At 33.3% G+C, this 24953-nt stretch carries 40 protein-coding genes and 2 tRNA genes; 36 read left to right on the forward strand and 6 right to left on the reverse strand.

Annotated elements, in window-relative coordinates:
* Positions 1-2 precede the first annotated feature (2 nt).
* The 32 genes from ileS (at position 3) to D1866_RS12235 (ending at position 20384) form a co-directional block, all read left to right on the forward strand.
* Positions 3-3143: an isoleucine--tRNA ligase gene (gene ileS, locus D1866_RS12080; protein ID WP_196773541.1), complete on the forward strand. Its 3141-nt coding sequence runs from the start codon at positions 3-5 to the stop codon at positions 3141-3143.
* Positions 3144-3881, forward strand: a complete 738-nt coding sequence (locus D1866_RS12085) for a putative RNA uridine N3 methyltransferase (RefSeq protein ID WP_152940172.1) — start codon at positions 3144-3146, stop codon at positions 3879-3881. It abuts the gene before it with no gap.
* A 49-nt stretch (positions 3882-3930) separates the two neighbouring features.
* On the forward strand, positions 3931-4950 hold the full coding sequence (locus tag D1866_RS12090) for a 50S ribosomal protein L3 (protein WP_152940174.1): 1020 nt from the start codon (positions 3931-3933) through the stop codon (positions 4948-4950).
* A 5-nt stretch (positions 4951-4955) separates the two neighbouring features.
* Positions 4956-5753, forward strand: a complete 798-nt coding sequence (gene rpl4p / locus D1866_RS12095) for a 50S ribosomal protein L4 (RefSeq protein ID WP_152940178.1) — start codon at positions 4956-4958, stop codon at positions 5751-5753.
* Positions 5750-5998 (forward strand): 50S ribosomal protein L23, encoded by a 249-nt coding sequence (locus D1866_RS12100; RefSeq protein WP_152940180.1) that lies wholly within the window; start codon positions 5750-5752, stop codon positions 5996-5998. The genes rpl4p and D1866_RS12100 overlap by 4 nt, the downstream gene beginning before the upstream one ends.
* Before the next feature lie 11 nt (positions 5999-6009).
* The gene (locus D1866_RS12105) at positions 6010-6726 is read left to right on the forward strand and encodes a 50S ribosomal protein L2 (protein ID WP_013775649.1); all 717 of its coding nucleotides are present in this window, start codon (positions 6010-6012) and stop codon (positions 6724-6726) included.
* A 40-nt stretch (positions 6727-6766) separates the two neighbouring features.
* Positions 6767-7186 carry a 30S ribosomal protein S19 gene (locus D1866_RS12110; protein ID WP_048054896.1) on the forward strand — a complete coding sequence of 140 codons (420 nt, stop codon included), beginning with the start codon at positions 6767-6769 and terminating at the stop codon, positions 7184-7186.
* A gap of 2 nt (positions 7187-7188) precedes the next feature.
* Positions 7189-7659, forward strand: a complete 471-nt coding sequence (locus D1866_RS12115; RefSeq protein WP_152940182.1) for a 50S ribosomal protein L22 — start codon at positions 7189-7191, stop codon at positions 7657-7659.
* Positions 7660-8343, forward strand: a complete 684-nt coding sequence (locus D1866_RS12120) for a 30S ribosomal protein S3 (RefSeq protein ID WP_013775652.1) — start codon at positions 7660-7662, stop codon at positions 8341-8343.
* On the forward strand, positions 8327-8545 hold the full coding sequence (gene rpmC, locus D1866_RS12125; protein WP_152940184.1) for a 50S ribosomal protein L29: 219 nt from the start codon (positions 8327-8329) through the stop codon (positions 8543-8545). Before D1866_RS12120 ends, rpmC begins: the two co-directional genes overlap by 17 nt.
* Entirely contained in the window at positions 8529-8789 is a 261-nt protein-coding gene (locus D1866_RS12130) for a ribonuclease P protein subunit (protein ID WP_152940186.1), read from the forward strand. The genes rpmC and D1866_RS12130 overlap by 17 nt, the downstream gene beginning before the upstream one ends.
* Positions 8786-9121 (forward strand): 30S ribosomal protein S17, encoded by a 336-nt coding sequence (locus D1866_RS12135; RefSeq protein WP_152940188.1) that lies wholly within the window; start codon positions 8786-8788, stop codon positions 9119-9121. The genes D1866_RS12130 and D1866_RS12135 overlap by 4 nt, the downstream gene beginning before the upstream one ends.
* A complete protein-coding gene (locus D1866_RS12140) occupies positions 9121-9537 on the forward strand; it encodes a 50S ribosomal protein L14 (RefSeq protein WP_013775656.1) in 417 nt (138 codons plus the stop codon). The genes D1866_RS12135 and D1866_RS12140 overlap by 1 nt, the downstream gene beginning before the upstream one ends.
* A gap of 14 nt (positions 9538-9551) precedes the next feature.
* Positions 9552-9923, forward strand: coding sequence for a 50S ribosomal protein L24 (rplX, locus tag D1866_RS12145; protein ID WP_152940190.1), 372 nt, complete (start codon positions 9552-9554; stop codon positions 9921-9923).
* Positions 9923-10639, forward strand: a complete 717-nt coding sequence (locus tag D1866_RS12150; protein ID WP_152940192.1) for a 30S ribosomal protein S4e — start codon at positions 9923-9925, stop codon at positions 10637-10639. The genes rplX and D1866_RS12150 overlap by 1 nt, the downstream gene beginning before the upstream one ends.
* A gap of 2 nt (positions 10640-10641) precedes the next feature.
* Positions 10642-11178 (forward strand): 50S ribosomal protein L5, encoded by a 537-nt coding sequence (locus tag D1866_RS12155; protein WP_152940194.1) that lies wholly within the window; start codon positions 10642-10644, stop codon positions 11176-11178.
* A 10-nt stretch (positions 11179-11188) separates the two neighbouring features.
* Complete coding sequence (locus tag D1866_RS12160) at positions 11189-11353, forward strand: 30S ribosomal protein S14 (protein WP_013775660.1); 165 nt, start codon at positions 11189-11191, stop codon at positions 11351-11353.
* Between the two features lie 5 nt (positions 11354-11358).
* Positions 11359-11760 (forward strand): 30S ribosomal protein S8, encoded by a 402-nt coding sequence (locus D1866_RS12165; RefSeq protein ID WP_155861182.1) that lies wholly within the window; start codon positions 11359-11361, stop codon positions 11758-11760.
* 12 nt (positions 11761-11772) lie between these two features.
* Positions 11773-12318 (forward strand): 50S ribosomal protein L6, encoded by a 546-nt coding sequence (locus D1866_RS12170; RefSeq protein WP_152940196.1) that lies wholly within the window; start codon positions 11773-11775, stop codon positions 12316-12318.
* Positions 12318-12719, forward strand: a complete 402-nt coding sequence (locus tag D1866_RS12175) for a 50S ribosomal protein L32e (RefSeq protein WP_152940198.1) — start codon at positions 12318-12320, stop codon at positions 12717-12719. Before D1866_RS12170 ends, D1866_RS12175 begins: the two co-directional genes overlap by 1 nt.
* 2 nt (positions 12720-12721) lie before the next feature.
* The gene (locus D1866_RS12180) at positions 12722-13180 is read left to right on the forward strand and encodes a 50S ribosomal protein L19e (protein ID WP_155861183.1); all 459 of its coding nucleotides are present in this window, start codon (positions 12722-12724) and stop codon (positions 13178-13180) included.
* A 1-nt stretch (position 13181) separates the two neighbouring features.
* Positions 13182-13772: a 50S ribosomal protein L18 gene (locus tag D1866_RS12185; protein ID WP_152940200.1), complete on the forward strand. Its 591-nt coding sequence runs from the start codon at positions 13182-13184 to the stop codon at positions 13770-13772.
* Positions 13773-13774: 2 nt separating this feature from the next.
* A complete protein-coding gene (locus D1866_RS12190; protein WP_152940202.1) occupies positions 13775-14419 on the forward strand; it encodes a 30S ribosomal protein S5 in 645 nt (214 codons plus the stop codon).
* A 6-nt stretch (positions 14420-14425) separates the two neighbouring features.
* Positions 14426-14896, forward strand: a complete 471-nt coding sequence (locus tag D1866_RS12195) for a 50S ribosomal protein L30 (RefSeq protein WP_155861184.1) — start codon at positions 14426-14428, stop codon at positions 14894-14896.
* A gap of 1 nt (position 14897) precedes the next feature.
* Positions 14898-15335, forward strand: coding sequence for an uL15 family ribosomal protein (locus tag D1866_RS12200; protein ID WP_152940204.1), 438 nt, complete (start codon positions 14898-14900; stop codon positions 15333-15335).
* 15 nt (positions 15336-15350) lie between these two features.
* Positions 15351-16748 (forward strand): preprotein translocase subunit SecY, encoded by a 1398-nt coding sequence (secY, locus tag D1866_RS12205; protein WP_152940206.1) that lies wholly within the window; start codon positions 15351-15353, stop codon positions 16746-16748.
* Between the two features lie 2 nt (positions 16749-16750).
* Complete coding sequence (locus tag D1866_RS12210; protein WP_152940208.1) at positions 16751-17338, forward strand: adenylate kinase; 588 nt, start codon at positions 16751-16753, stop codon at positions 17336-17338.
* Between the two features lie 475 nt (positions 17339-17813).
* A complete protein-coding gene (locus D1866_RS12215; protein ID WP_152940210.1) occupies positions 17814-18077 on the forward strand; it encodes a 50S ribosomal protein L34e in 264 nt (87 codons plus the stop codon).
* Positions 18074-18604 carry a (d)CMP kinase gene (cmk, locus tag D1866_RS12220; RefSeq protein ID WP_013775673.1) on the forward strand — a complete coding sequence of 177 codons (531 nt, stop codon included), beginning with the start codon at positions 18074-18076 and terminating at the stop codon, positions 18602-18604. Before D1866_RS12215 ends, cmk begins: the two co-directional genes overlap by 4 nt.
* Positions 18605-18646: 42 nt before the next feature.
* Positions 18647-18883 (forward strand): DNA import protein CedA1, encoded by a 237-nt coding sequence (cedA1, locus tag D1866_RS12225; RefSeq protein ID WP_152940212.1) that lies wholly within the window; start codon positions 18647-18649, stop codon positions 18881-18883.
* A gap of 11 nt (positions 18884-18894) precedes the next feature.
* Positions 18895-19683, forward strand: a complete 789-nt coding sequence (cedA, locus tag D1866_RS12230; RefSeq protein ID WP_152940214.1) for a DNA import protein CedA — start codon at positions 18895-18897, stop codon at positions 19681-19683.
* A 281-nt stretch (positions 19684-19964) separates the two neighbouring features.
* The gene (locus D1866_RS12235; protein WP_152940216.1) at positions 19965-20384 is read left to right on the forward strand and encodes an archease; all 420 of its coding nucleotides are present in this window, start codon (positions 19965-19967) and stop codon (positions 20382-20384) included.
* Here D1866_RS12235 and D1866_RS12240 read toward each other — a convergent pair.
* Positions 20381-20695, reverse strand: a complete 315-nt coding sequence (locus tag D1866_RS12240; RefSeq protein WP_152940218.1) for a hypothetical protein — start codon at positions 20693-20695, stop codon at positions 20381-20383. The genes D1866_RS12235 and D1866_RS12240 overlap by 4 nt on opposite strands.
* A gap of 124 nt (positions 20696-20819) precedes the next feature.
* On the opposite strand from D1866_RS12240, the gene D1866_RS12245 reads away from it, so the two are divergent.
* Positions 20820-20893 (forward strand) — tRNA-Phe (locus D1866_RS12245).
* 5 nt (positions 20894-20898) lie between these two features.
* Here the strand turns inward: D1866_RS12245 and D1866_RS12250 are convergent.
* From D1866_RS12250 to D1866_RS12260, 3 genes are all read right to left on the reverse strand, one after another.
* Positions 20899-21105 carry a putative integrase gene (locus D1866_RS12250; RefSeq protein WP_152940220.1) on the reverse strand — a complete coding sequence of 69 codons (207 nt, stop codon included), beginning with the start codon at positions 21103-21105 and terminating at the stop codon, positions 20899-20901.
* Positions 21106-21558: 453 nt separating this feature from the next.
* Positions 21559-21633, reverse strand: a tRNA-Val gene (locus D1866_RS12255).
* A 32-nt stretch (positions 21634-21665) separates the two neighbouring features.
* A complete protein-coding gene (locus D1866_RS12260) occupies positions 21666-21908 on the reverse strand; it encodes a hypothetical protein (RefSeq protein ID WP_152940222.1) in 243 nt (80 codons plus the stop codon).
* A 68-nt stretch (positions 21909-21976) separates the two neighbouring features.
* On the opposite strand from D1866_RS12260, the gene D1866_RS12265 reads away from it, so the two are divergent.
* Positions 21977-22288 (forward strand): hypothetical protein, encoded by a 312-nt coding sequence (locus D1866_RS12265; RefSeq protein ID WP_013775678.1) that lies wholly within the window; start codon positions 21977-21979, stop codon positions 22286-22288.
* 23 nt (positions 22289-22311) lie between these two features.
* Positions 22312-23178 carry a hypothetical protein gene (locus D1866_RS12270; protein ID WP_152940224.1) on the forward strand — a complete coding sequence of 289 codons (867 nt, stop codon included), beginning with the start codon at positions 22312-22314 and terminating at the stop codon, positions 23176-23178.
* Here D1866_RS12270 and D1866_RS12275 read toward each other — a convergent pair.
* Positions 23138-23938, reverse strand: coding sequence for a carbohydrate kinase family protein (locus D1866_RS12275; protein WP_152940226.1), 801 nt, complete (start codon positions 23936-23938; stop codon positions 23138-23140). The two genes, D1866_RS12270 and D1866_RS12275, sit on opposite strands and share 41 nt — an antisense overlap.
* A complete protein-coding gene (locus tag D1866_RS12280) occupies positions 23925-24209 on the reverse strand; it encodes a hypothetical protein (RefSeq protein WP_013775681.1) in 285 nt (94 codons plus the stop codon). The genes D1866_RS12275 and D1866_RS12280 overlap by 14 nt, the downstream gene beginning before the upstream one ends.
* Before the next feature lie 155 nt (positions 24210-24364).
* On the opposite strand from D1866_RS12280, the gene hxlB reads away from it, so the two are divergent.
* Entirely contained in the window at positions 24365-24952 is a 588-nt protein-coding gene (gene hxlB / locus D1866_RS12285) for a 6-phospho-3-hexuloisomerase (RefSeq protein ID WP_048054574.1), read from the forward strand.
* Position 24953: the final 1 nt, after the last annotated feature.

Raw genomic sequence — 24953 nt, forward strand, 5'->3', positions numbered from 1 at the left:
CGTTGTCTACTAAATTCGATTCAAAGTCCATTGAGAATGAGATTATACAATATTGGAATTCTAATACAATATATGAAAAGTTAAAGAAAATAAATCAAGAGACTAGGTCAAAAAAATTCCTATTTATAGACGGTCCTCCATATCCTTCTGCGCCAGTACCGCATATAGGCACGATATGGAACAAAGTGATAAAGGATTGCATTCTACGCTTTAAGAGAATAGAAGGTTACAAGGTTTATGACCAGCCAGGTTATGATACCCATGGCTTACCTATAGAGGTGGCAGTTGAGAAAAAACTAGGTGTTGTAAGAAAACAGGATATTATAGATAAAATAGGTGTAGATAAATTTATCCAAGAGTGCAGAAATTTTGCTTTAACTAATGCGAAATCAATGACTGAAAATTTCAAAAATGTTGGAGTTTTTATGGATTGGAATAATCCATATTATACGCTTAAAAATGAATATATTAGCAATTCGTGGGCCTTAATAAAAAAGGCTTACGAGAGAGGACTTCTAGCAAAAGACGTTGAAGTTTTGCATTGGTGTTCTAGATGCGAGACTACGTTATCAGACTACGAAGTTTCAGAATATAAAGATATAGAAGATCCTGCAATATATGTGAAATTTAAAGTTGCTGGAGAAGATAATAAATATCTAGTCATTTGGACTACAACTCCATGGACTATTCCTGCTAACGTGTTTGTGATGGTAAACTCTCAGTTCGATTATGCAGAAGTTCAAGTAGGTAACGAAATTTACATCATAGCAAAGGATCGTGTAGAGAGTGTAATGAAAGAGGCAGGAATAAAAGATTATAAAATTTTAAGGACGTATAAAGGTTCTCAGTTAATTGGCTTAAAGTATATTCATCCATTAAAAGACATTGTTCCGGCTCAGAAAGACTTAGATGAATATCATAAGGTAGTAGACGGCGGAAATGAAGTAACGTTAGAGGAAGGTACTGGTTTAGTTCATTCTGCTCCTGGTCACGGTGATGTGGATTTTGAAATAGGTAAAAAAATGAACTTCCCAGTGGTAATGCTCGTAAACGACAAAGGTGAGTTTTTAGATATTGCAGGTAAATATGCAGGTAAATACGTCAGAGATGCTAATAATGAAATAATAGAAGATCTAAAGAAAGTCGGTGCATTATTCCATGCAGGCAAGATAGTTCATAGGTATCCTATTTGCTGGAGATGCAAGACTCCACTAATATTAAGGGCAGTAGAACAATGGTTCATAAAAGTGACTAAGTTAAAAACTGAACTTCTAAACGAAATAGAAAGGGTTAACTGGGTGCCAGAATGGGGTAAAACAAGAATAGGCAATATGGTAAAAGAATTAAGAGACTGGGTAATAAGCAGGCAAAGATTCTGGGGGACTCCATTACCAATTTGGATCTGTAAAAATGGCCATATAACTGTAGTAGGTAGTAAAGAAGAGTTACAAAAATTATCTGTAAATGGAGTTCCTGATGACCTTCATAGACCGTGGATAGATAATGTCATAATAAGATGTCCTAAGTGTGGTGAAGAAGCACGCAGAATACCAGACGTAGCGGATGTATGGTTTGATAGCGGCGTAGCATTTTTTGCTAGCTTAGGAGAAAATTGGGATAAAAAATGGAAGGAAATAGGTCCTGTAGACCTTGTATTAGAGGGGCATGATCAACTTAGAGGATGGTTCTTTAGCTTATTACGTAGTGGAGTTATACTAATGGATAGGGCACCTTATGAATCTGTATTAGTACACGGCTTTATGCTAGATGAGCAGGGTAGGGAAATGCACAAGAGCCTAGGTAATTACGTTGAACCATCAGTAGTTATAGAAAAATATGGAAGAGACATTTTAAGGCTATGGCTATTAAGAAATACTACTTGGGAAGACGCAAAATTCTCTTGGAAGGCAATGGATCTTACAATGCGTGACCTACAAATAGTGTGGAATGTTTACGTATTTGCAAGTACTTACATGAGCTTAGATAATTTCGAGCCAGAAAAGTATAGTTTCTCCGATGTAGAAAAATACCTTAGAGTAGAAGATAAATGGATATTGTCGAGATATTATTCCATGCTAAGGAAAATAAAGGAAAGTATGAAGAATTATAAAGTTCATGAGATGGCTAATTATCTAATTGATTTCATTATAAATGATGTTAGCAGATTCTATTTAAGGCTAATTAGAAAAAGAGCGTGGGTAGAGTATAATGATCCAGATAAGATTGCAATGTATTATGTTCTCTATACCGTATTAAAAGGCTGGATTATATTAGCTTCTACAGTTATTCCTTATACTGCAGAAAAGATCTATAGAGATTTTGTGGTGAATCCTAAAGAGTCTGTTAGTATGGAAGACTTTCCTGAAATTCAAGAAAGGTTTATAGACGATCAGTTAGAAAAAGCAGTTGATCTTGTTAGAAAAATAGAAGACGCGGGTTTAAACGTTAGAGCAAAAGCTGGAATAAAACTTAGGTGGCCTGTAAATAAAACATTTGTATTCCTGAATAATGAAGATGACATTAAGCTGGTTAATAGTGTTATAGATATACTCAAATCTGTACTTAATACAAAAGAAGTAGAGTTACACAATATTGTAGATTATGCTAAATTCTCACAAATTATAGTATCCCCATTACCTGGTAAAATAGGTAAGGATTATAAGCAACTTACGCCCAAAATAGTACAATATATTAATAATAATGCTAACGTTATAGGTAAGGATATTATAGATAAGGGATATCATGAAGTAGTTATAGACGGAGTTAACGTTAAGCTAGACAAGAATTACGTTAATATTGAGGAGACTAGTTTAGAAGGCTATGTAAGCTCTAAGTTCGATCTTGGTGTAATTATGATATCTAAGACTATAAGCGAAGAAGAGGAAGAAGAAGGAATGATCAGAGATATAATAAGGAGAATACAATTTATGAGAAAGAAGCTTAATCTAAATGTCACAGATTATATCAACGTTTCTATAATGCCACCTAGTGATAGAGTACAAATGATAGAGAAATGGGAGAATTACATTGCATCAGAAACTAGAGCTAAAAACATAGAAATTTCCGATAAAAAACAGGAGCTTACAGAAACCTGGGATATTGAAGGAGAGCAATACATTATAGGCATAAGTAAGGCAGACTAAATGTTTCCATTTAAGAGAAGAAAAGAGCTCAATATAGCATTTTTTTCATCAATATTTTCAATAGAAAGAACTCTTACAGAAAAAACTCTTAAAGCTTCATTGCTATTTAGATTTTTTATAGAATACAGGATAACAAATGTATATGTTATATGCTCCTCAGATAAAGAATATGACTTATTAAGAGAAATTTCCAAATATGCATTAACTCCACCTTATCTAAAAAAATATATCCCAATAAGTCCCAACTTAAGAAAAGCTGGTTTATTACCTCCAATGAATTTACCTTCTCATCTTGTGCATAGATTTCCAGTGGAAGGTGAAATACGACTAGGTAAGAATCAAGATTTCGGTTTGCATCAAAAAATTAGAACCACGTATAGATCTATTATGTTTACAGATTCGGTAAAAGGTTCATTTATTCAATATCCAATGATATACTATGACGGATTTGAAATTCATAAAATAAGGTTTGAGAAAATACTTGAAAAGAATAATCTCATAATAGGCAGTAGAAATGGAAAAAATCCATTAAAATATAAGGAAGAAATAATTTCCATGTATGAAGAAAAAGGTCTAACACTACTTATAGGCCCACCTGAAGGGATGCTATTAAAAAAATTGGGAGAAAAATTTTTGGAAAAGTCTTATAATTTTATAATAAAACAAGGTGTTTCAGATGTTAGGGCAGAGGAGGCTATAATTTCCTCATTAAGCTTACTTAATGCAATCTTGGAATAGTTACTTTTATAACTTAATAGTAGTGCATGAAATAAGAAGGGGAAGAGGATTGGGTCACCGAAAATTAGCGTCGCCAAGAAGAGGTTCATCTGGATTTAGACCTAGGAAAAGAGCCGAGGAATTACTTCCTACTCCTAGGTCTTGGCCTAGGATAAGCTCTTCTAATCCCATACTCCTTGGTTTTGTAGGATATAAGGTAGGCATGACTCATGTTTATTATATTAATGATATTAAGGGATCTTCAGAGTATGGAAAAGAGGTATTTACCCCGGTCACCGTTATAGAGGCACCTCCAATAATTCCTATTGCTTTAAGAGCATATATACTAGGAAGTAAAGGAGAGCCAGAAGTACTTACAGATTATTGGACTCCAGAATTACCTCAAGAGATAACTAGGAAGATAAAGTCTTTAAAAGTAAATAAGGACAAATTAAATGGATTCTTAGATAAGATAAAGTCTAACCTTAATAATATCTTATATCTAAGGGCAATAATTTCAACGCAACCTAAGCTAGTTCCTGCACTTGGAAAGAAGAAACCAGAGATTGTGGAGATACAAGTAGGTGGAGGAGATACTTCTGCGCAATTGAATTATTTGCTTAATATTTTAGGTAAGCCAGTTAATGTTACTGACATATTTAAGGAGGGACAACTAGTTGACATAATAGGAGTTACAAAAGGAAAAGGATTCCAAGGAGTTATAAAGAGATATAGCGTTATGGAATTACCTAGATGGCATAAACATAGAAAAGGTAGTAGAAAAGTAGGTACTAAAGGGCCCTCTTTGGGTACTCCTAGCTATGTTCCGCAACCTGGTCAATTAGGTTTTCATAGGAGGACAGAATATAATAAAAGAATATTAAAAATATCCACTAATCCACAAGAAATTAATCCTGCAGGAGGATTCGTAAAATATGGATTAGTAAAGAATCCTTATATACTGATTCAAGGTTCTACTATAGGGGTAAGAAAAAGACCATTATTCTTAAGATACCCTATAAGACCTTATGAAGTTCCTGCAGAAGCTCCCAAGATTACGTATATAGATTTAAGTAGTAAACAAGGGTGAGTTGAATGTATATACAACTTCAACAGAAAAAAGCAGACGTAATTGATTTAGAAGGTAAGAAATTAAAGGAAATAGACTTACCGTTAATTTTTAGCTATCCCGTAAGGAAAGACCTAATTAATAGGGCCTTTAGGTCTTCATTTACTAAGTCTTTGCAACCTAAAGGAAGAGATCCTATGGCAGGTAAAAGAACTACTGCAAGAAGCTTTGGAATTAATTTAGGACTAGCAAGAGTACCTAGAATAAGAGGAAGTGGAGAAGCAGCTTTAGCTCCCAACACTGTAGGGGGCAGACTAGCTTTTCCGCCTTCTCCTATGGAGAAGATAGTTGAAGAGATTAATAAAAAGGAGATGAGACTTGCTATAATTAGTGCCATCTCAGCTACAGCTATTAAAGATCTAGTTAAAAGAAGAGGTCATAGATTACCAGATGGACTTTCTTTGCCTATCATAGTTACTGATGACCTGGAGAAGTTATCTAAATCTAAGGATATAATAGAATTTATTGAAAAATTAGGATTAGAAGATGAGTTGGAAAGATGCAAAACTAAAAAGATTAGAGCAGGTAAGGGTAAGATGAGAGGTAGGAGATATAAAATACCTAAAGGTCTACTATTTGTAATAAAGGACGAAAAATCTCCAGTTATTAAAGCCATAAGAAACATACAAGGTTTCGATGTAATAACTGCTAAAGAACTTAGTGTTATACATTTAGCTCCAGGAGGACATCCGGGTAGACTTACAATATTTACAGAAGGTGCTATACAAGTTTTAAATGAAAGATTTGGAGGTGAACTTAAATGAAAATAAAAGAAGTTTTAGCTACTGAAAAAGCAACAAAGCTAATCGATTCTGAGAACACTATAGTTATTATAGTCGATAGAAACGCAACAAAATCAGAAATAAAGAAGGAAATAGAAAAAGCACTAAATGTAAAAGTAGTTAAAGTTAATACATTAATCACACCAACCGGTGATAAGAAAGCATATGTTAAATTAAGTCCAGAATATAAAGCATCAGACGTGGCACAGAAATTAGGATTATTATGAGGTGAAACAAATTGGGTAAAAGTTTACTTCAACAAAGAGCTGGAAGAGGTAATATAAACTTTAGGAATCCAGGATGGCTAAGAGTAGGTAAAGTTAGGTATCCAAAAATAGAAGGTAATCACGTAGGTAAAGTAATTGATATTCTGCATAACCCTGGAATGCTAGCCCCTGTAGCTAAGGTAAAATTAGATACTGGAGATGTCTTCTATATGCAAGCAGTACAAGGGATGACAGTAGGGCAGAAAATAGAAATAGGCAGTAATGTGAATCCTGCGACTGGAAATATTGTAGAAGTAGGTAATTTGCCAGAAGGAGCAATAATATGTAACGTAGAAGAGCATTATGGAGATGGAGGAAGATATGCTAGAGCTGCTGGATCTTATGCTACAGTAATAGGTAAAAGTGGAGATAGGGTTCTTATTAGGCTACCATCAGGAAAAATAAAGGAAGTATTAAGTAATGCTAGAGCCACGGTAGGCATGGTCGCTGGTGGAGGAGTATATGATAAACCTATGTTAAAAGCAGGAAACGTTTACTGGAAGTATAAAGTAAAAGCTACCAAGTGGCCAATAGTTAAGGGAGTAGCTATGAACGCTGTAGATCATCCACATGGAGGTGGTCTTCACACTAGCGTAAGCAGACCTAGTACCGTTTCAAGAAATGCGCCGCCTGGAAGAAAAGTTGGGCATATAGCTGCAAGAAGAACTGGGAGGAAAGAGAGGAAGTGAATTTTAATACCAATGTTTATATAGGGTGATTATAATGGCAATGTCAGAATTTCCGGCTGAATGGCAAAAGTTTAAGTATAGAGGTAAGAGTTTAGATGAACTAATAAACATGCCCATGGATGAATTTGTTAAACTTTTGCCTTCCAGGCAAAGAAGATCTCTTACTAGAGGGTTTACTCCCCAACAGAGAAGATTACTTGAGAAAATTAGGAAAATGAGGAGAGAAGGAAAATTAACTAAAACAATAAAGACTCATGTAAGAGATTTGGTCATCCTTCCAGAGATGGTTGGCTTAAAATTTGGTGTATATAATGGTAAGGAATTCGTTGAGTTCCAAGTAGTTCCAGAGATGATAGGGCATTATTTAGGAGAATTTGCTATAACTACAAAGAAAGTAGAGCACGGTGAACCTGGCCTGAAGGCTACGAGATCAAGCCTATTCTTAGCTATGAAGGGATGATTATGGCTAGTTGGACATACCCTCAATTATCTATAGATGAGACAAAGTTAGGTAAGGCTGTAGTTAAAGATGCACCAGTATCTATTAGAGATCTATATAACGTATGTAAGGCAATAAGAGGTATGAAAGTTAAGGAGGCCAGAGATTTCTTGGATAGAGTGTTAAAACATCAAGAAGCTTTGCCATTTTGGAGATATTCGCATGGCTCTTCTCACAAGTCCAATATTTCATCAAGGTGGGGTATTAAAAACGGAAGATATCCAGTTAAGGCCATAAAATACGTATTAAAAGCCTTAGACAATGCAGAAGCTAACGCTGTGGCAAAAGGATTAGATCCAGATAACCTAAAGATCATTCATATAGCTGCTCATAAGTCGTTTACTTTAAAGAGATTTATGCCGAGAGCGTTTGGAAGAGCTACAGCAAAATATAGAAGAACATCACATATTGAAGTTATAGTAGGTGAGGTATGAATGGTAAATATAAAACAATACTTTCTGCAAAAATCGATGACTAAAGTAATGCTAGATGAATATTTGGCTAAACAATTCTATAATGCTGAATATGCGGGCGTTGACATAATAAAAACTCCTATGGGAACTAGAATTATTATATATGCAGGTAGGCCTGCAATGATAATAGGCAAAGGTGGAAAGACTATAAAACAATTAGCTCAAGTTTTCGAAAAGTTCTTCAATTTAGAGAATCCGCAGATAACGGTAACCAATGTTGATAATCCAGAGCTAAATGCCAGAGTAATGGCTTTTAGGCTTGCTGTAGCTTTAGAGAAAGGATATCATTTTAGGAGAGCGGCTTTTATAACTATCAGGAGAATAATGAATGCTGGAGCATTAGGTGCAGAAGTAGTAGTAAGTGGCAAGATTACTTCTGAGAGAGCTAAATATGAGAAATTAAAAGAAGGTACTGTATATAAGACTGGAAATAGTCTAGAGACCATGATAGACAGAGCAGTAGCAATAGCTACATTAAAACCAGGAATCTACGGTGTAGAAATAATTATTGCAAAGCCTTTAAGGCCCGTGGATAAGATTTCCTTTAAGGAAACTCCAGCTCCTTCTGCAGGTGAGGTCACTGTAACAAACGTTAAGATTATAGATGAAAATACTGGAGGTGCACAGAATGCCGCTGGATCCTGAAGAGCTAAGAAAGATGGACATAAAAGATTTGTACAAGAAATTGGAAGAGTATAATGCTGAGTTACTAAAATATAGAGCTGAAAGTAGAATGGGTACGCTAAAGAACACGTCTGCGATAAGGAATGTGAGAAAAGATATAGCAAGGATCTTGACTATAATTTCAGAGAAAAAGAGAAGTAAAAAGAATGAAAAGACCACTTGATCTTATAGGTTTGAAAGTTAAGGTTTTATCGCATTCTAATCCATTTTTTATAGGGCTTTCTGGAGTTATTGTTTTTGAGTCGTCTAAGTTTTTATATATTAAGTCTTCTAAAGGTAAGGTCTTAATGGTGTACAAAGCAGATGGTATATTTGAGATAGATTTTAAAGGAAGTCATCAGATTATGCATGGTTATAAGTTAATGGGTAATATTGTTAAAAGGTTAAAGAAAAGGTGGACAAAATGAGTCAAGCTAAAAATGTTGGAATAGTAGGGGTAAAAGCTCCAGAAAAAGTATGTAATGACAAGAATTGTCCATTTCATGGAAATCTTAGAGTAAGAGGTATGATATTTGAAGGAAAATTAATCAAATTTAGAGCAAATAAAACTGGAGTTTTTGAAAGAGTTTACTTGTACTATAATAGTAAATATAAGAGATATGAAAGAAGAAGAAGCAGAATAAGAGTTCATATTCCTCCATGCTTAGATGTAAAAGAAGGAGATAATGTTATAATTGGGGAATGTAGACCAATAGCTAAATCTGTATCATTTGTAGTATTGGGGAAGGTGAGTAGTTAATGTCAGAAAAATTACAAGTTTTGGGTTCAAGAAAAGCATTAACTCCTGGTTTACAGCACTATTCTAGGGTAGTTGTAGCTGATAATAGTGGAGCAAAAGAAGCCATGATAATAGGAGTATTTGGATATAGAGGAGTTTTAAGAAGAGTGCCTTTTGCTAATATTGCGGATTTAGTAGTAGTATCTGTAAAGAAAGGCACTCCTGAAGTAAGAAAACAGAAATTCCGTGCAGTTATAATAAGGCAAAGAATGCCTTTTAGAAGGCCAGATGGCACGTGGGTAGCTTTTGAAGATAATGCCGTAGTTATAGTAAATCCTGATGGTACGCCAAAAGGTACTGAGATTAGAGGACCTATAGCAAGAGAAGCTGCAGAACGTTGGCCAAAAGTAGCAAGCTTAGCTACTATGGTTGTATGAAGGCGGTGAAAGTAATGACATCTTCTAAACCTGCTAAGCAAAGAAAAATGCTATTTAATGCACCTTATCATTTAAGGAGAAAGATGCTTACTGCAATGGTTTCAGAAGAAATTACCAAAGAGTATGGAATAAAGAGAATAGAAGTTAAGAAAGGAGATACAGTAAAAGTCATGAGAGGAGATAACGTAGGATTTGAAGGAAAAGTCGCACAAGTAAACACTAAAACTGGAAGGATTGCTATAGAAGGGCTAACAAGGAAAAAAGCTGACGGAACGCCAGTCTATATTTGGATTCATGCATCTAAAGTTATGATAACTAAGTTAGATTTATCAGACAATAAAAGGAAAGCTTCAATAGAAAGGAAAGTTAAGCAGGTGAGTAAGTGATGCCTCACATTACAAGATTTGAAGCTCCTTGGTTCTTAAAAATAAGTAAAAAAGAATACAAGTGGACTGTCAGAGCTAATCCTGGTCCTCATCCATTATCAAAAAGTATACCACTAAGTTTAATATTAAGGGATTACTTGAAGGTAGCTGCAACATTATCTGAGGCAAAGAAAGTAATATCTGAAGGTAAAGTCTATGTTGATGGAATTATAAGGAAAGATTATAGGTTCCCAGTAGGATTAATGGACATTATATCTATACCAAGTGCTGGATTATATTATGTCATGTTTCCTGATAAATCAAGGTATATTTCTCCTAAACAAATTAGCGAAGCAGAGGCTAAGTATAAGCTAGTTAGAATTATGAACAAGACTATGGTAAAAGGTGATAAATTACAATTAAATTTGGAAGATGGTAGGAATATATTAGTAAATAAGGAGGATTCTTCAAAGTATCCTACTCTTAGCACTTTGAAGATTGAAATTCCTTCACAAAATATAATCTCTGTATATCCTTTAGTAGAGAATATGTACGGAATAATAATTGGTGGAAAGAATACTGGCTTACATGGTAAAATTGTAAAGATTCAAAGAGCACAATATAAGACTAGAAAGTATTCTATAGTGACAATACAAAAAGATAATGAAAGTTATGAAACTAATTTATTAAATACAATGGTTATTGGAGAACAAAATCCTGAAATAAAGGTTGAGTAAGAATGTCTCAAGAAACAGTTCAAGTTAAAAAGGAAAATCCGATGAGGAAAATAAAAATAGCTAAGGTGACAGTCAACATTGGTTTAGGAGAGTCTGGAGAAAGATTAGAGAAGGCTTATCATTTGTTAGAAGAATTAACTGGAGCTAAGCCAGTGTATACTCGTGCTAAAAAATCAATAAAGGAATTCGGAGTCAGAAAAGGCCAGTTAATAGGAGTAAAAGTAACCCTAAGAGGTCAGAAAGGAATAGAATTCCTTAAGCGTGTTTTACAAGCAGTTGGATATAAATTAAAAGCTGAAAGTTTTGATGATTATGGCAATGTTAGTTTTGGTATAGCAGAACACGTTATTATTCCAGGGACAAAATATGATCCAGAAGTTGGAGTATTTGGAATGGATATTGCAATAACATTAGAAAGGCCAGGATATAGAGTAGCAAGAAGGAAAAGAAAAACTGCCAGAATTCCTAAGAGACATAGGATTTCTAAAGAAGAGGCGATAAAGTTTTTAACAGAGACACTAGGTATTGTGGTTGTTTAAGGTGATATAAATGGGCAAATACAAGCCTCCTGCAGAGAGAAAGCACGGAAAAGGAGTTCAAGCTTGTAGGCGTTGTGGTAGCACAGATTCTGTCATTCAAAAATACGGAATTTACCTTTGTAGGCAATGTTTTAGAGAAGTTGCTTATGAATTAGGTTTTAAGAAATTGAGGTGATTTATGTGACTGTAATTAATCCTTTGGCTAATGCATTAGTAACTATTTATAACAACGAGGTTAGGAGAAATAAACAGGCAATAATAATGCCTTCATCTAAGCTAATCATAAACGTACTTAGAGTTATGCAAAAGGAAGGTTACATAGGAGAATTTGAGTATATTGATGACGGTAGATGGGGTAAGGTCGTTGTCCAGTTATTAGGAAGAATAAATAAGTGCGGTCCAATAACACCTAGATACTCATTAAAGTATAGGGATATGATAAACCTACCACAACATATTAGAACATACTTGCCATCTAAGGAAATTGGAGTAATTCTCGTCTCTACGTCTAAAGGTGTAATGACTCATAAAGAAGCTGCTAGGCAAAGATTAGGAGGAGTTGCATTAGGTTACGTTTATTGATGGGTGATTTAAATGCTCCAAGTATTAGTAAAAGAATCACTAAAAATTCCTGATAATGTTTCCCTAACTTTAGAGAATGGCAAAATAAAAGTTAAAGGGCCTAAAGGTGAAGTAGAGAAAGATATTTCGCATATGAGAGGAATAGAAGTTAGATTAGAAAATGGAGAATTAATAGTCGAAGCAACATTCGCAAATAAAAGAACTAAATCATTAGTATATACTCTACTTAGGCACGTTCAAAATATGATTACTGGAGTCACTAAAGGATATAGATATTATCTTAAAATAATATTTACTCATTTCCCTATGTCAGTAAAAGTTGTAGGCAATGAAGTTCAGATCACTAACTTAATAGGAGAAAAGAATATTAGGAGAGCAAAAATACTGCCTGGAGTTAAAGTTACCGTAAAGGGAGAAGATATCATTGTAGAAGGAATTGACCTAGAAAAGGTAGCTCAAACTGCTGCTAATATAGAAAGAGCAAGTAAGATATCAGGATTTGATAGACGTGTCTTTGGAGATGGCATATATATTTATAAAAAAGAGGTGATTGAGTAATGTCTATAAACAAATTGAGTAAAGAAAAGATTTATAAATTAAAGCAAAAATATAATTCTAAAATACCAGATTTTCTAAGATATGACTGGGATAAATACTTTAGATTAGAAAGGCAGGAAAAATGGAGAAAGACTAGAGGAATAGATAATAAAACTAGGCTTAAACTTAAGGGATTTCCACCACCAGTTGATCCAGGATATAGAAAACCTAAAATCATACGCTATTTACATCCTTCTGGCCTAAAGCCAGTAATTATAAATAATATGAAAGATTTGGAAAATATTGCTAAATTTAAGGATCAAGTAATAGGGATAATCTCTTCTAACGTAGGATTTAAGAAGAGGTTAGAGATAATAAAGAAGGCAACAGAAATGGGTATAAAACTTGCAAATGGTGAGTAAGAGTGCCAGAGTTATATTTACAAAAAAGGTTGGCCGCTGATATAGCTAAAGTAGGTATTAACAATGTAAAAATTCCGCCAGAAAATATTGATGAAGTAAAAGAAGCATTAACTAGGGCAGATATAGCAAGGCTAATTAAAGAAGGCAAGATAATTATTGAGAAGGAAAAAGAAAGATCAAACTCTAAAGTTAAAGAGAGAAGGAAAGCAAGAAGAGTTAAGGGAGAAGGAAGAAGACATGGGAGTAGGAAAGGAAAGAAAACTGCTAGATTTGACGAGCATGAAGCTTGGGTTAACAGAATAAGGAAAATAAGAAAATATCTAAAGTGGCTAAGAGACCATGAAGTCATAGATTCTCATTTATATAGGCAACTTTATATTAAGGCAAAAGGTGGCTCCTTTAAGAGTATAAGTGATGTTAGATCAGTTTTAATTCAGATGGGAAAATTAAAAGGTGAGTAAGATGGCTTTAGGTCCTAATTATAAGGTTAAGCCAAGGAGAAGAAGAGAAGGTAAAACTAACTATTATAAGAGATATGTTTATGTTCTAAGTAGGGCAATAAGGTTAGTTGTTAGGCTTACAAATGAATATGTAATTGTTAGTGTAATGAAATTTGATCCTAAAGGAGATATTACTATAGCATCTGCACATTCAATAGAATTGGTGAAGAAATATGGATGGAAAGGGGATACAAATAATACACCTGCGGCTTATTTAACTGGATTTTTAGCCGGGCTTAGAGCTAAAAAGGCCGGTATTGAATCTGCTGTAGCAGACATAGGATTATTTACCCCTACAAAAGGTGCAAGAGTATTTTATGCGATAAAAGGAGCACTTGACGCTGGTTTAAAGGTTCCTATGGGTGATATAGAGCTTGATGAAAACAGAATAAAGGGAGTGCATATTTCCGAATATGCTAAGAAGTTAGAAGCAGAAAACCCAGAGAAGTTCAATAAACTCTTTTCAAGATATTTAAGTAGAGGATTAAATCCTAAGGATCTTCCTTCTCATTTTGAGGAAGTTTTAAATAAGATAAAAAGTTCTGGTGAATAAGAATGGCAGAAGGAGTACCTACTGCTAATATAGAGGAATGGAAACCTAGAACTAAACTAGGTCAATTAGTTAAAGAGGGTAAGATAACTTCAATAAAGGAAATATTTGAAAAAAATCTAGTCATAACTGAGCCTGAAATAATAGATGCATTATTGCCTAATTTGAAGTACGAAGTGATAGATATAAAAATGGTTCAAAAGCAGACAGATGCTGGAGAGCTTTCTAGATATAAAGTCCTCGTAATTATGGGTAATTTTGATGGTTATGTTGGCATTGGGATGGGTAAAGCTAAGCAATTGAGAGTAGCAATACAGAAAGCAATAAGGGATGCTAAAATGAATATAATTCCAGTTAGAAGAGGATGCGGTAGCTGGGAATGTACATGTGGAGAACCTCATAGTTTACCATTTACTGTAACTGGCAAAGCTGGAAGTGTAGAAGTTACTCTAAAGCCTGCACCAAAAGGGACTGGATTGGTGGTAGGAAGTGTTTTGAAAACATTATTATCTTATGCAGGTATCAAGGACGTTTGGTCATTTAGTAAAGGAGAGACTAGAACTACTGAAAACTTTATCAAGGCTGGATATAATGCACTTTATAATACTTATAAGTTTGTAACGCCTGCAGATTGGGCTAGGAAGAGGTGATGAGGGATTCCTAAGGCAGTTGCTATAGTTAGAATAAGAGGATATGCACACGCTCCATGGAAAATTCAAGAGACTTTAGAAATGCTAAGATTGCCTAAAGTCTTTAATACAATGATTTATCCTTATACGGAATCATTAAAGGGAATGTTAATTAAAGTAGAACCATTTATAACTTGGGGCGAAATTTCTGAAGACGGTTTAAATGCTCTTCTAAATAGGTTAGAGACATGCAAAGGTGAGAAAATTACAGAAGAATACATAAAAACTAAATTATCCATGGATTTAAATACATTTAAAACAAAACTGCTTTCAGGAGAATTGGCGTTAAACAAGCTTGATAACATATTCAAGCTTCCTATAAGGTTACATCCACCAAGTGGCGGATTCAAAGGAAAGGTTAATGCACCGTATAAATCAAAGGGAGAATTTGGTTATAGAGGATTAGAAATAAATAACCTAATAAAGAGGATGGTATGAAATGGTAGTCAGAAGAGAGAAAAAATCAAGAAAAATGCGCGGATATAGAACAATGGGTTGGGGATCTAAAGGTCAGCATAGAAATAGAGGGGCTAGAGGTGGAAGACAAGTAGGCATGCATAAACATAAATGGTCATGGTTAGTTAAGTACGGAAAAGATTGGTATGGTAAACATGGTTTTGTAAATCCCACTAGTGTTAAAATTAGTGCAATCAGCTTAAGAGATTTGCAAACATCTATAGAGAACGGTAGTATTAAAATTGATGAAAAAGATGGAAAGAAAATAGTTGACTTAACTAAGTATGGATTTGATAAACTACTTGGAAGTGGCAATCTAAATATTAGCGGATTAAGCATAATTGTGAGACGTGCTACTGAAAAAGCAAAACAAAAATTAGAAAAAATAGGTGGACAAGTTATTTTAACCCCTAATTCTTAATGTTTTTGAGATTTCATGTCGTTTATCGATTTTCTTGCAGCACTTGGTAAGGATTTACCCGCAGTTAGAAAGCCTAGGCATAAACCTAATTTAAACCAAAAAATAATGTGGTCAATATTAGCAGTTATTATTTATCTAGTAATGTCGTCTGTACCGCTTTATGGCATTCAATCTACATCCTTTAGTAATTTTTTGATAGAACAAGTTATTTTTGCATCAACTGCAGGTACACTTGCTCAGTTAGGTATAGGTCCCATAATAACTGCAGGTTTAATTATGCAAATTTTAGTTGGATCGAAGCTAATTAATATTGACTTAGGTAATGAAGATGATAGAGCTAAGTTTACTGAAGCACAAAAAGGTCTGGCCTTCATATTTATACTAATAGAGGCATCACTATTTGGATATGTACTAACTAAAAGTGCAAGCATTTCATCCGTGCAAATAGAGCTAGCTACTATAATTACCGCGCAGCTAGTAGCAGCAACTTTCTTTATACTATTACTTGATGAGATGATACAAAAAGGCTGGGGATTAGGATCTGGGGTTAGTTTATTCATATTTGCAGGTGTAATGAAAATAATTTTCTGGTATATGTTTGGAATTGTTACCGTAAGTTCTCAAAACCTTCCAATAGGATTCTTTCCTACTTTAATTTCTTTAATAGCAAGTCATGGTAATTTGCTTAGCATTATTGTAAATACTACTAAACCCTTTGAGCCTGATTTAGTAGGTTTAGTATCAACTATTATATTAATAATCCTTATAGTTTATCTTACGTCGATAAACATTCAAATACCTGTTACTTCACAAAGATTGAGAGGAATAAGAAGAACAATACCACTTAATTTCCTATATGTTAGTAGCATACCAGTTATATTCGTAAGCGTTTTAGGAGCAGATATTCAATTATTTGCTTCTCTTTCCTCCTATTCTAACTCTACTATTGCGAGTATACTAAATGACATAGTTAATGCTTTTGAATTTCCACCACCAAATTCTAAAATACCTCATAGCGTTTATGCTGTGGTTTTAGATCCAGTGGGTGCTGTTATCTATGCAATAGTATTTATCACATTAGGTGTATTATTTGGATTAATTTGGGTTGAAGTAGCTGGTTTAGATCCTGCAACTCAGGCTAAACAATTAGTGGAAGCAGGAATAGAGATTCCTGGCATGAGAAGTAATACTAAAATGATTGAAGCTATTCTATCTAAATATATCTATCCTTTAGCATTCTTTAGCTCTCTTATAGTAAGTGCAATAGCAGTTGGTGCAACTTTTCTAGGAGTATATGGTACAGGAGTTGGAATATTATTGGCAGTTACTATAGCCATTCAATACTATAGTTTATTAGCTTATGAGAGGTCTATTGAAATGTACCCATTATTAAGAAGACTAGTAGGTGAGTAAAAATGAAAATGGGTATAGTAACAGGCATACCTGGAGTGGGTAAAACTACTGTATTAAGTAAGGTATCAGAGATATTATCTTTAGAAAATAGAAAATATAAAATCATGAATTACGGTGACTACATGTTAAACACTGCTATTTCTGAAGGATTTGTTAGTAATAGGGATGAAATGCGAAAATTACCTCTTTCAAAGCAAAGAGAATTACAACTAATAGCGGCAAAGAAAATTGTAGAAGATGCAGAAAAATTAGGGGAAGACGGTTTAGCCTTTATAGACACTCATGCGGTTATAAGAACACCTGCAGGCTATCTCCCTGGATTACCAAAGCACGTTATAGAAATCTTATCGCCTCAAGTAATATTTTTACTTGAAAGTAGTCCTGAGGATATTCTAAATAGGCAAAAAAGAGATAAGGGTAGGACTAGATCAGATTATGCAGATATAAATGTAATTAACGAAACTATTAATTTTGCGAGATATGCTGCTATGGCATCTGCAGTGCTAGTTGGAGCCTCTGTAAAGATAGTAATTAATAAGGAAGGAGATCCCAGCATTGCAGCTAAAGAGATAATTTCATCAATGATGTAATATGGAAATTTATATTTTTTATATTATTCTTTTATCATTTTTTTCTAATTTTGTTGTTTATCTTTTTTATAAGTATTATATTAGTAAAAAGCTAAATTATATTATAATTAAGTTAAAGGAATATGATGAGAGATTAGGCAAAATAGTGTCAGATAAAAGAAAAGAAAAAGTCCAAAAGAAGATCCAGAACGAAATAAAGTCGTATAATTCGACTATGTATTTCTACTCATTTATGCAAACTACATTATTAATTTTTATATACTTTATAGATTTATCGCTAGTAGTTTTTAGAATGAATTTTAATGTGTGTTTACCTTATTATATACCGTTAATTTCAATTCAATATAATGGTAAATATATTATTCCATATTCGTCCTTTATAATATTTATTTTATCGTTTGTTCTATTTACTCCTATATCTCTAAGACGTCCGAAGATTATATAAATTAAAGATATATTTTCTTATTGATAAGCAATGCCTAAACCACAGTTTAGGTCTAGGTCTTATAGAAAATTACATATTAGAACTCCAAGTGGTGAATCTAAGCTTCATTTTGAAAGAAGAAAGAATAAACTAGCTCACTGTGCTATATGTGGAAATCCTCTAAATGCGGTAAAGACTAACAAAGTTTATTCGTTCTCTCTAACTGAGAAAAGGCCAGAGAGGCCTTTTGGTGGGTACTTGTGCCATAGATGTCTTGAAAATTTAATCAAGTTGAGTGTGAGAGGAATATCATGATTATTGTTATAAGCGGGCCTTCTGGCAGTGGAAAAACTACTGTTGCTAAAATTTTGTCTGAAAGATTAAAACTTAGATTTGTGTCTGCAGGGCAGTTATTTAGAGAAATGGCAGCAAGTTTAGGAAAAGATATAATTGAGATGAATAAATCTGCTGAAAAAAAATTTGATATAGATAAATTAATAGATGAAAAAATCCTAGATGAAGCAAAAAAAGGAAATGTAATTATAGAGTCTCATATAGCTGGCTGGTTACTTAGTGGAATTGCTGATTACACAATATATCTTTGGGCTAATATTGAGGAAAGAGCTAAAAGAATATCAATTAGAGACAAAATTTCCTATGAAGAAGCTCTAATTAAAATTATGGAAAGAGAACAAAGTCATTATTTTAGATTTTGGAAATATTACGGAATAGATTTGCTAGATTTAACTCCTTTTGATATGGTTATAAATACTTCTAATATAGATATTAATAGAATAGTAAATATTATCCTTGCATATATAGGTAAAAACACTTCCGTTTAGGTCTCCTAGCTTTAATAAATATCTTATAATTTTAGGTCAAGAATGTCTGGTATAGAGAGTTTAATATCTAATTTAACGACTCAAATAACAGAAACTGCATGGAGCATATTTATATTATCATGGGCAGTAGGTTGGGCTTTAAGAGGATCTCCTATTCCAATATTTAGAATAAAGCGAGGTGGTCAAGATATTATAGAAGACGCTATAATAGCGGCTTTTTGGCTAGCTATAGGCAGTACAGTATTTAGTCTAATATCATACTTAGCAGGTCAAGTATGAGGTGATAATAATTGTTTAATATAGGCGAAATGTTATTTCTTGCTTCCTCGCTTGGGGCATTAACTTACTTTATTGGAACGTTAATTATGGGTCTTCCAATACCAATATATGGAATAAAAAAATGGGGACCAAAATTAATATTAGACGGATTATACGTTACTGCATTAGTTAATGCTTATGGTAGTATTCTGACTTTATCATCTATGATTCAGTCATATTTGGGTGCTACGTGGTGTAACTTCTTTAAGTGGGTATGTTGTTTAATAATTCAAGAAATTGCTCTTAATACATTCTTAAGGACGATATACGGAATAATAGCAGTAGCTAGTGGTCCTACTGCGGGAGTCTTATTATCTGAGGTCGGTGTACTTTTTTCACTATTTGGAAGTTTAATAACTACTTCGGAAACATTACTTATAATAGCTAGAATAGTTTACGAATATTCTCAAGTATTTGTAGCTTTAGGTATATTACTAATTTCTATACCATTTAGAGTTGGAAGAGGGGTAGGAGGTTCGCTTATAGGATTTTCTATAGTATTTTATGCAGCATTGCCATATCTGCCTAATTTTCTAACATCATTAGGAGTCAACGTCCTACAAGATTTAAATAGTATACCTAATAATAATGCATGCTGCATTATAGTTTCTCTCATGACTAAAGTCGTTCCACTGCTTATTGAAGGTACTATAGTGCTTCCTATAGCGTACATAATTATATTAAGTGGTATTTCTATAGGCGTAGGAGCTGCAATAAGCGGATATTCATCTAGGTTACCAATTCCTATAGAAATCTTTTAGAGTGTGATAAGATGAAAAGTAGAGATATATTACTTTTGCTCCTTATTATTAACTCAATAATAGTTTATTGCTTTACAAAAAATATATTATATTCTACTATAGATATATTTATAGCAATTGGTATATATTTCGCTAATTATATTATTTCGAGGAAGTTTGCTGACCAGTAGCTGTACCTCTTTTTTCTTTCTTTATTTCTTTTGTCATAAATAGAGTAGTTTTTTGTCTTCCGCCCATTTTAATCAATAACGTTAAATCCTACTAAGTTTAAAAGTGTTTTTATGAAGAAATTTGAGTTCTTTGACAATACGGCAGATGTTGGGATAAAGGCCTATGGTAGAACTCTTGAAGAAGCCTTTGAGAACTCTGCTTTAGCTGTTTTTGAGGTAATGACTGATACTTCTAAAGTGGATCCAGTAGAAGAGAGAAAAGTAACTATAGATGGTATAGACTTAGAAAACTTATTATATAGATGGATTGAGGCCCTTTTAGTATATTATGATTCAGAATTAATGCTATTTAGTAAATTTAAAGTGAAAATTGATCAAGATAATATGAGATTGGAAGGAGAAGCTTGGGGAGAAAAATTTAATGAAGAAAAACACGAAAGAAGAACGCTAGTAAAAGCAATGACTTATAGCTTAATGTCTATCAATAAAGTAGGGGACATGTATGAAATTACCTTTGTAGTAGATATTTAAGTACTTGCAATTAATTTTCTCACCATATTCTCGTCATCTACGTTGATTATTTCTATTTTACTCTGTTTTTGGGCCATTTTGTTACAAAGCTTTAAGTTAGTTAATAAAAATATCTTTTCGAATGACAGATTGTCAAGTTTTTTACTTACATAGTCAAGTATTTTATCTTCTTCATAACAATTGTTTTCCCAATTATAAAATGAAATTGGTATATGCAATATCTCATTTAATATATATATATCTTTTTTATCCTGAAGATATAATATCTTATTTATATCTATCTTATTTAAAAATACTATAAGTGTTTTCATGTTGGGGTCTCTGGAGACCCTATATCATTGACCCCTAATAAAGGGTTCTCCTAGGGTGTCGCCAGACCCCAATTAACTAATTAGCATCGAAAGATTTAAGTTTGAAGATTTAAAGAAATATATTGCCGCCGTAGCTCAGCCCGGGAGAGCGCCCGGCTGAAGACCGGGTTGTCCGGGGTTCAAATCCCCGCGGCGGCACTGTGTTAGGGGGGTACCCACTTAAAACCCCCACACCCAAGATATGTTTCGATTATCTTATCTAAGGGGCCAATGTAACGCTCTCTTACGTTACCTTCTTTGTCCTTCTCTATGGAGTAAACATAATACTTCTTCCCTCTTTGACGAATCTTATATTGCCCGGCTGAGAAAACCCTATAACCAATATTTATATTACGCCCCTTTTCCGTCATATAAACTTTTAAGTGCAGGGCTATTGCCCTACTCAGTTGCGAAATTGAAAGTTAATGGCAAAGATTCATCAGTTCTGCAAAAACTAATTCTATTAGCATCTGCTTAGATGAAACTTCATGAGATTCGTCTAATGTGTCTTAATAGTTTCTATGCTTTAGATGTGGCAGGTAAAATCGTTATTTTTATCTATTAATATAAACAGACTAAGAGAAGAGGCGGGAGGAGGCCCCAGCTTCACTCTACCACGGTTCGCGTGGACTGTTAGCTGGGTATGGCCTAACTTTATATAAGATTTTTGATTATTAAAAATTATCAGTATCCTTGTTATTTGCATGGTTATTAATTAGATTGATTATAATTTGAAATTCCTTAACCTATAAAATTTTACATTGTAATTTTACTCTTTATACCATATTTAATGCAATTCTATAAAAAGAGTAGAACGTAAAATATGGGCCCAGCGGGATTTGAACCCGCGATCACTGCCGTGTGAGGGCAGCGTCCTAACCAGGCTAGACTATGGGCCCAATTGACAATATTAATGAGTTAAATAAAAATTTTAAGTTACTTCTTCTGGCACTTCTACAAGGATTACATAAATATCTTTCATATCAGCTAAATCTGGATCTATATCTATTGCTTTTAATCTATCCTCTATTTTATTCATATCAAGGATTAAAACTTTAAAATCTGGATACAAACTTTTAGCTTCATTATAAGATATTTTGGCATCTTTTTCATTCTTTTGAAGGTCAAAAATTCCTGCAGATTCTAAGATTGTTGAACCATAAACAGACTTCATCACTAGTAATATTAGATTTTAGATTTTTTATATGCTTTCTTGATTGAAGCTAATAATATTGAGAAAATATGCCTTCAATAAAGGTAATATTTGGTTCTTATGGCGATAACGGAGTTACTTCATTATTGTACGAGGTTATTCAAAGTCTGCCAAATAAATACGATATAAAAATAGATGTAGAGACTGATTTACTTTATGATTATTCGTCACCTATGATAGAAATCGATGGTAGGAGAATATTATTTGATTATATAGATGAGAACGACGCAAAAGTTAAGTTAAGTAAGTTAATTAAGGGTGAGTTAATAGAAGATCATAAGCCTTTTAAGATCTTTTATAGTCAAAACGGTATTTTTGGTAATGGAGTGTCAGTCTTATAAATAATTCTTTCTTCCTATATTGTGTGAATATAATTTTAGGTGGAGGAATTTCAGGATTACTTTTAGCTTCCTTAAATAAGGAGGAATCTTTAATTCTAGAGCTACAACATGAAGTTGGTGGATTATTTGCTACGGAAGAAATTTCAGGAACTAATATTTCTATTATTCCTCCAATAGTGAGTAATCCTAACTTTATGGAAGGCCTAAAATATCATGAATACAACCCTAGAATAATTTATGAAAAATCAAAATATTTAAAAGATAAGATTTGTAAGGAGTGCGAAACGTTTCCATCATGGTTAGATTTCGCTGGGAAGAAGTTTTGGATTGATAATTTTAGTGAAATTATTTCTAATCTTAGTAAAGGAGTTAAAATTATTAATGAATATCCCATAATTATAAAAGATAAAAAAATTATTACTAATAAAGGTAGATCAGTGATTTTTGATAAAATATATAATACAATTTCAAGAAAGGAATTATTAAAGCTAGTTGGATATAACGACCCTAACTTAAAGTCAGTGTCAGCATTTATAACTATATTAATAACTAAAGGAGAAAAGGAGTGGGATGTGTATATCAATGGGGATACGGGTATAGTGTTTTCTCATATAATTAGAAAAAATATAGAGGATGATATCTTTGTTAACTATATATATTCATTCTTTACTTCTAGATTGCCTGATATTAAAAAGGTATTTAGTGATTTAAAAAGGACTCACCTATTTTCTAGAGATGAAATATTAGCTTATAGATCGCATGTTATTAAAGATGCAATACTGTATGGTACTCCTTCAGTTGAGTTAGATTTTATAAAAAATTGTGGTAGATTGGGTCTATGGAAAAACATTAGCTTAGAAGAGGCTGTATATTTGGTCCGTAAATGCTAAATTTTTGTGAAGCTAGTTTTGAAAGTCTTGCTGCTTCTTCTATTTTTACCCCTTTAACCCTTAACGTAAAATAAAATCCTAGTAGGAAATCTCCGTTTCCTACTTCGTAATTTCCTCTATTTTCAATAGTCTCTTTTAAAATACGATTTTTATTGTAAATCTCAAACCCTAGGTCTCCGTAACTTATTATAATTTCCTTAAATCCTGCGTCTAAAAGTTTTTTAATATCTAATTTTCCATTATTTTTTTCTTCAATGTTAGCATGTGCAACCATATAGTTAGGCTTATATGGAATGTAATTTATTTCCTTATATGTAATTTCCTTGTCTGTTTCACATTTTCTTACGATTCCCTGAAAATCTACGGCTAAAGGAATATTTAATACATTAATTTGATCTAAGTCAATTTCATTACATACCGGATTAATTATTAATCCGTCTATGTTACCTAGACTTACTTTATTAAAATCTATTTTAGAGCCTGGAGATTTTAATTTTAAGGTTCTTTTTCCATTATTTATAATTATTTCAAATCTTAAATTATTTTTTATATTAATTATAAAATCCTCTTTAATATAATCTGGTAATTCAAACTTGAAATCCTCGCCCTTTATTGAATATACATGAGGCTCTCCACCCGCTATGTAAACTCCTAAACTAGAGTAAATTGGTGACCCTCCAGCTTTTTCATACGTCATATTATTTTCATGAATTTCGTCTATAGTATAACTTCCCATAATACCTATACTAATCTTCCTCATTATCTTCCTCTTCTCCTTCTTCCTCTTCTTCTCTTATTTCTTGTGGTCTCTTCTTTAACCATAATGCGTTTTTATGTGCTATTATATGAGAAACTAAGTCCTCTACATGGTAAAAATATGTGCTGTAGTCCGGAATTCCTCCTTTTTTGCAGATGGGATTGCAAAATGGACAAGCATAAAGTTTTAAGTCATCGTCGTAACACACTTCTACTTCTTTTCCTTTTACATTAATTTTAACTACCTTCCACTTAGGAAGCCATCTAGTACTCATTAAAAATCATTATTATCATTTTGTAATTATAACTTAAAATACTATTCACATAAATAACAAACTTTATAAACTATTTATCCTATAGTTTCACGGCGAATCGGTTGTCATCATCTTCCTCCTCCTCACTTCTTAATCTACCTCTAAGCTTAAAGACAATGTACGATTTAGCCGAGTTTGTAATTAGAGCTGCACAGCTTATTAAACCTGACCAAGTGGAAAAAATGGTAGATACTCTGGAAAATTTTTATAAAAATAATAGAAATGGGAAAGTATTAGTTATGGGAGCCGGTAGGAGTGGTTTAGTTGGAAGAGCTTTTGCAATGAGACTTTTACATTTAGGTTATAATGCGTATGTATTAGGAGAAACCATAGTTCCAGCTATTGGTAAGAACGATTTGGCAATTGCAATTTCTGGTTCTGGAAGAACTAGATTAATCTTAACCGCAGCAGAGGCTGCTAAAGAAGCAAAGGCGACTTTAATAGCAGTAACAAGTTATGCAGATAGTCCAATTGGTAAAATTGCAGATGTTGTAGTTGAAGTTCCCGGCAGAACTAAATACTCGCAATTTGAAGATTACTTTGCAAGACAGATTTTAGGAATAACTGAACCTCTAGCTCCTTTAGGCACGTTATTTGAAGATACTACTCAAATGTTTTTAGACGGAGTTGTGGCGGAGTTAATGCTAAGGCTGAAGAAGACTGAAGAAGACCTAAGGCAGATTCATGCTAATATCGAACTTTAGA

It is taken from the genome of Acidianus ambivalens (assembly GCF_009729015.1).
GTDB lineage: Archaea > Thermoproteota > Thermoprotei_A > Sulfolobales > Sulfolobaceae > Acidianus > Acidianus ambivalens.

Bases quoted from the DNA above. Each gene is read 5' to 3' on its own strand.
- D1866_RS12120 (WP_013775652.1), top strand. From the start codon at position 7,660: ATGGTAAATATAAAACAATACTTTCTGCAAAAATCGATGACTAAAGTA.
- D1866_RS12160 (WP_013775660.1), top strand. From the start codon at position 11,189: ATGGGCAAATACAAGCCTCCTGCAGAGAGAAAGCACGGAAAAGGAGTT.
- D1866_RS12140 (WP_013775656.1), top strand. From the start codon at position 9,121: ATGTCAGAAAAATTACAAGTTTTGGGTTCAAGAAAAGCATTAACTCCT.
- secY (WP_152940206.1), top strand. From the start codon at position 15,351: ATGTCGTTTATCGATTTTCTTGCAGCACTTGGTAAGGATTTACCCGCA.
- rplX (WP_152940190.1), top strand. From the start codon at position 9,552: ATGACATCTTCTAAACCTGCTAAGCAAAGAAAAATGCTATTTAATGCA.
- D1866_RS12275 (WP_152940226.1), bottom strand. From the start codon at position 23,938: ATGAGGAAGATTAGTATAGGTATTATGGGAAGTTATACTATAGACGAA.
- D1866_RS12200 (WP_152940204.1), top strand. From the start codon at position 14,898: ATGGTAGTCAGAAGAGAGAAAAAATCAAGAAAAATGCGCGGATATAGA.
- D1866_RS12100 (WP_152940180.1), top strand. From the start codon at position 5,750: ATGAAAATAAAAGAAGTTTTAGCTACTGAAAAAGCAACAAAGCTAATC.
- D1866_RS12135 (WP_152940188.1), top strand. From the start codon at position 8,786: ATGAGTCAAGCTAAAAATGTTGGAATAGTAGGGGTAAAAGCTCCAGAA.
- D1866_RS12185 (WP_152940200.1), top strand. From the start codon at position 13,182: ATGGCTTTAGGTCCTAATTATAAGGTTAAGCCAAGGAGAAGAAGAGAA.
- D1866_RS12155 (WP_152940194.1), top strand. From the start codon at position 10,642: ATGTCTCAAGAAACAGTTCAAGTTAAAAAGGAAAATCCGATGAGGAAA.
- rpl4p (WP_152940178.1), top strand. From the start codon at position 4,956: ATGTATATACAACTTCAACAGAAAAAAGCAGACGTAATTGATTTAGAA.
- D1866_RS12110 (WP_048054896.1), top strand. From the start codon at position 6,767: ATGTCAGAATTTCCGGCTGAATGGCAAAAGTTTAAGTATAGAGGTAAG.
- D1866_RS12170 (WP_152940196.1), top strand. From the start codon at position 11,773: ATGCTCCAAGTATTAGTAAAAGAATCACTAAAAATTCCTGATAATGTT.
- D1866_RS12260 (WP_152940222.1), bottom strand. From the start codon at position 21,908: ATGAAGTCTGTTTATGGTTCAACAATCTTAGAATCTGCAGGAATTTTT.
- D1866_RS12150 (WP_152940192.1), top strand. From the start codon at position 9,923: ATGCCTCACATTACAAGATTTGAAGCTCCTTGGTTCTTAAAAATAAGT.
- D1866_RS12235 (WP_152940216.1), top strand. From the start codon at position 19,965: ATGAAGAAATTTGAGTTCTTTGACAATACGGCAGATGTTGGGATAAAG.
- cmk (WP_013775673.1), top strand. From the start codon at position 18,074: ATGATTATTGTTATAAGCGGGCCTTCTGGCAGTGGAAAAACTACTGTT.
- D1866_RS12215 (WP_152940210.1), top strand. From the start codon at position 17,814: ATGCCTAAACCACAGTTTAGGTCTAGGTCTTATAGAAAATTACATATT.
- cedA1 (WP_152940212.1), top strand. From the start codon at position 18,647: ATGTCTGGTATAGAGAGTTTAATATCTAATTTAACGACTCAAATAACA.
- D1866_RS12250 (WP_152940220.1), bottom strand. From the start codon at position 21,105: ATGACGGAAAAGGGGCGTAATATAAATATTGGTTATAGGGTTTTCTCA.
- D1866_RS12115 (WP_152940182.1), top strand. From the start codon at position 7,189: ATGGCTAGTTGGACATACCCTCAATTATCTATAGATGAGACAAAGTTA.
- rpmC (WP_152940184.1), top strand. From the start codon at position 8,327: ATGCCGCTGGATCCTGAAGAGCTAAGAAAGATGGACATAAAAGATTTG.
- hxlB (WP_048054574.1), top strand. From the start codon at position 24,365: ATGTACGATTTAGCCGAGTTTGTAATTAGAGCTGCACAGCTTATTAAA.
- D1866_RS12175 (WP_152940198.1), top strand. From the start codon at position 12,318: ATGTCTATAAACAAATTGAGTAAAGAAAAGATTTATAAATTAAAGCAA.
- D1866_RS12280 (WP_013775681.1), bottom strand. From the start codon at position 24,209: ATGAGTACTAGATGGCTTCCTAAGTGGAAGGTAGTTAAAATTAATGTA.
- D1866_RS12130 (WP_152940186.1), top strand. From the start codon at position 8,529: ATGAAAAGACCACTTGATCTTATAGGTTTGAAAGTTAAGGTTTTATCG.
- D1866_RS12210 (WP_152940208.1), top strand. From the start codon at position 16,751: ATGAAAATGGGTATAGTAACAGGCATACCTGGAGTGGGTAAAACTACT.
- D1866_RS12190 (WP_152940202.1), top strand. From the start codon at position 13,775: ATGGCAGAAGGAGTACCTACTGCTAATATAGAGGAATGGAAACCTAGA.
- D1866_RS12265 (WP_013775678.1), top strand. From the start codon at position 21,977: ATGCCTTCAATAAAGGTAATATTTGGTTCTTATGGCGATAACGGAGTT.
- D1866_RS12240 (WP_152940218.1), bottom strand. From the start codon at position 20,695: ATGAAAACACTTATAGTATTTTTAAATAAGATAGATATAAATAAGATA.
- D1866_RS12085 (WP_152940172.1), top strand. From the start codon at position 3,144: ATGTTTCCATTTAAGAGAAGAAAAGAGCTCAATATAGCATTTTTTTCA.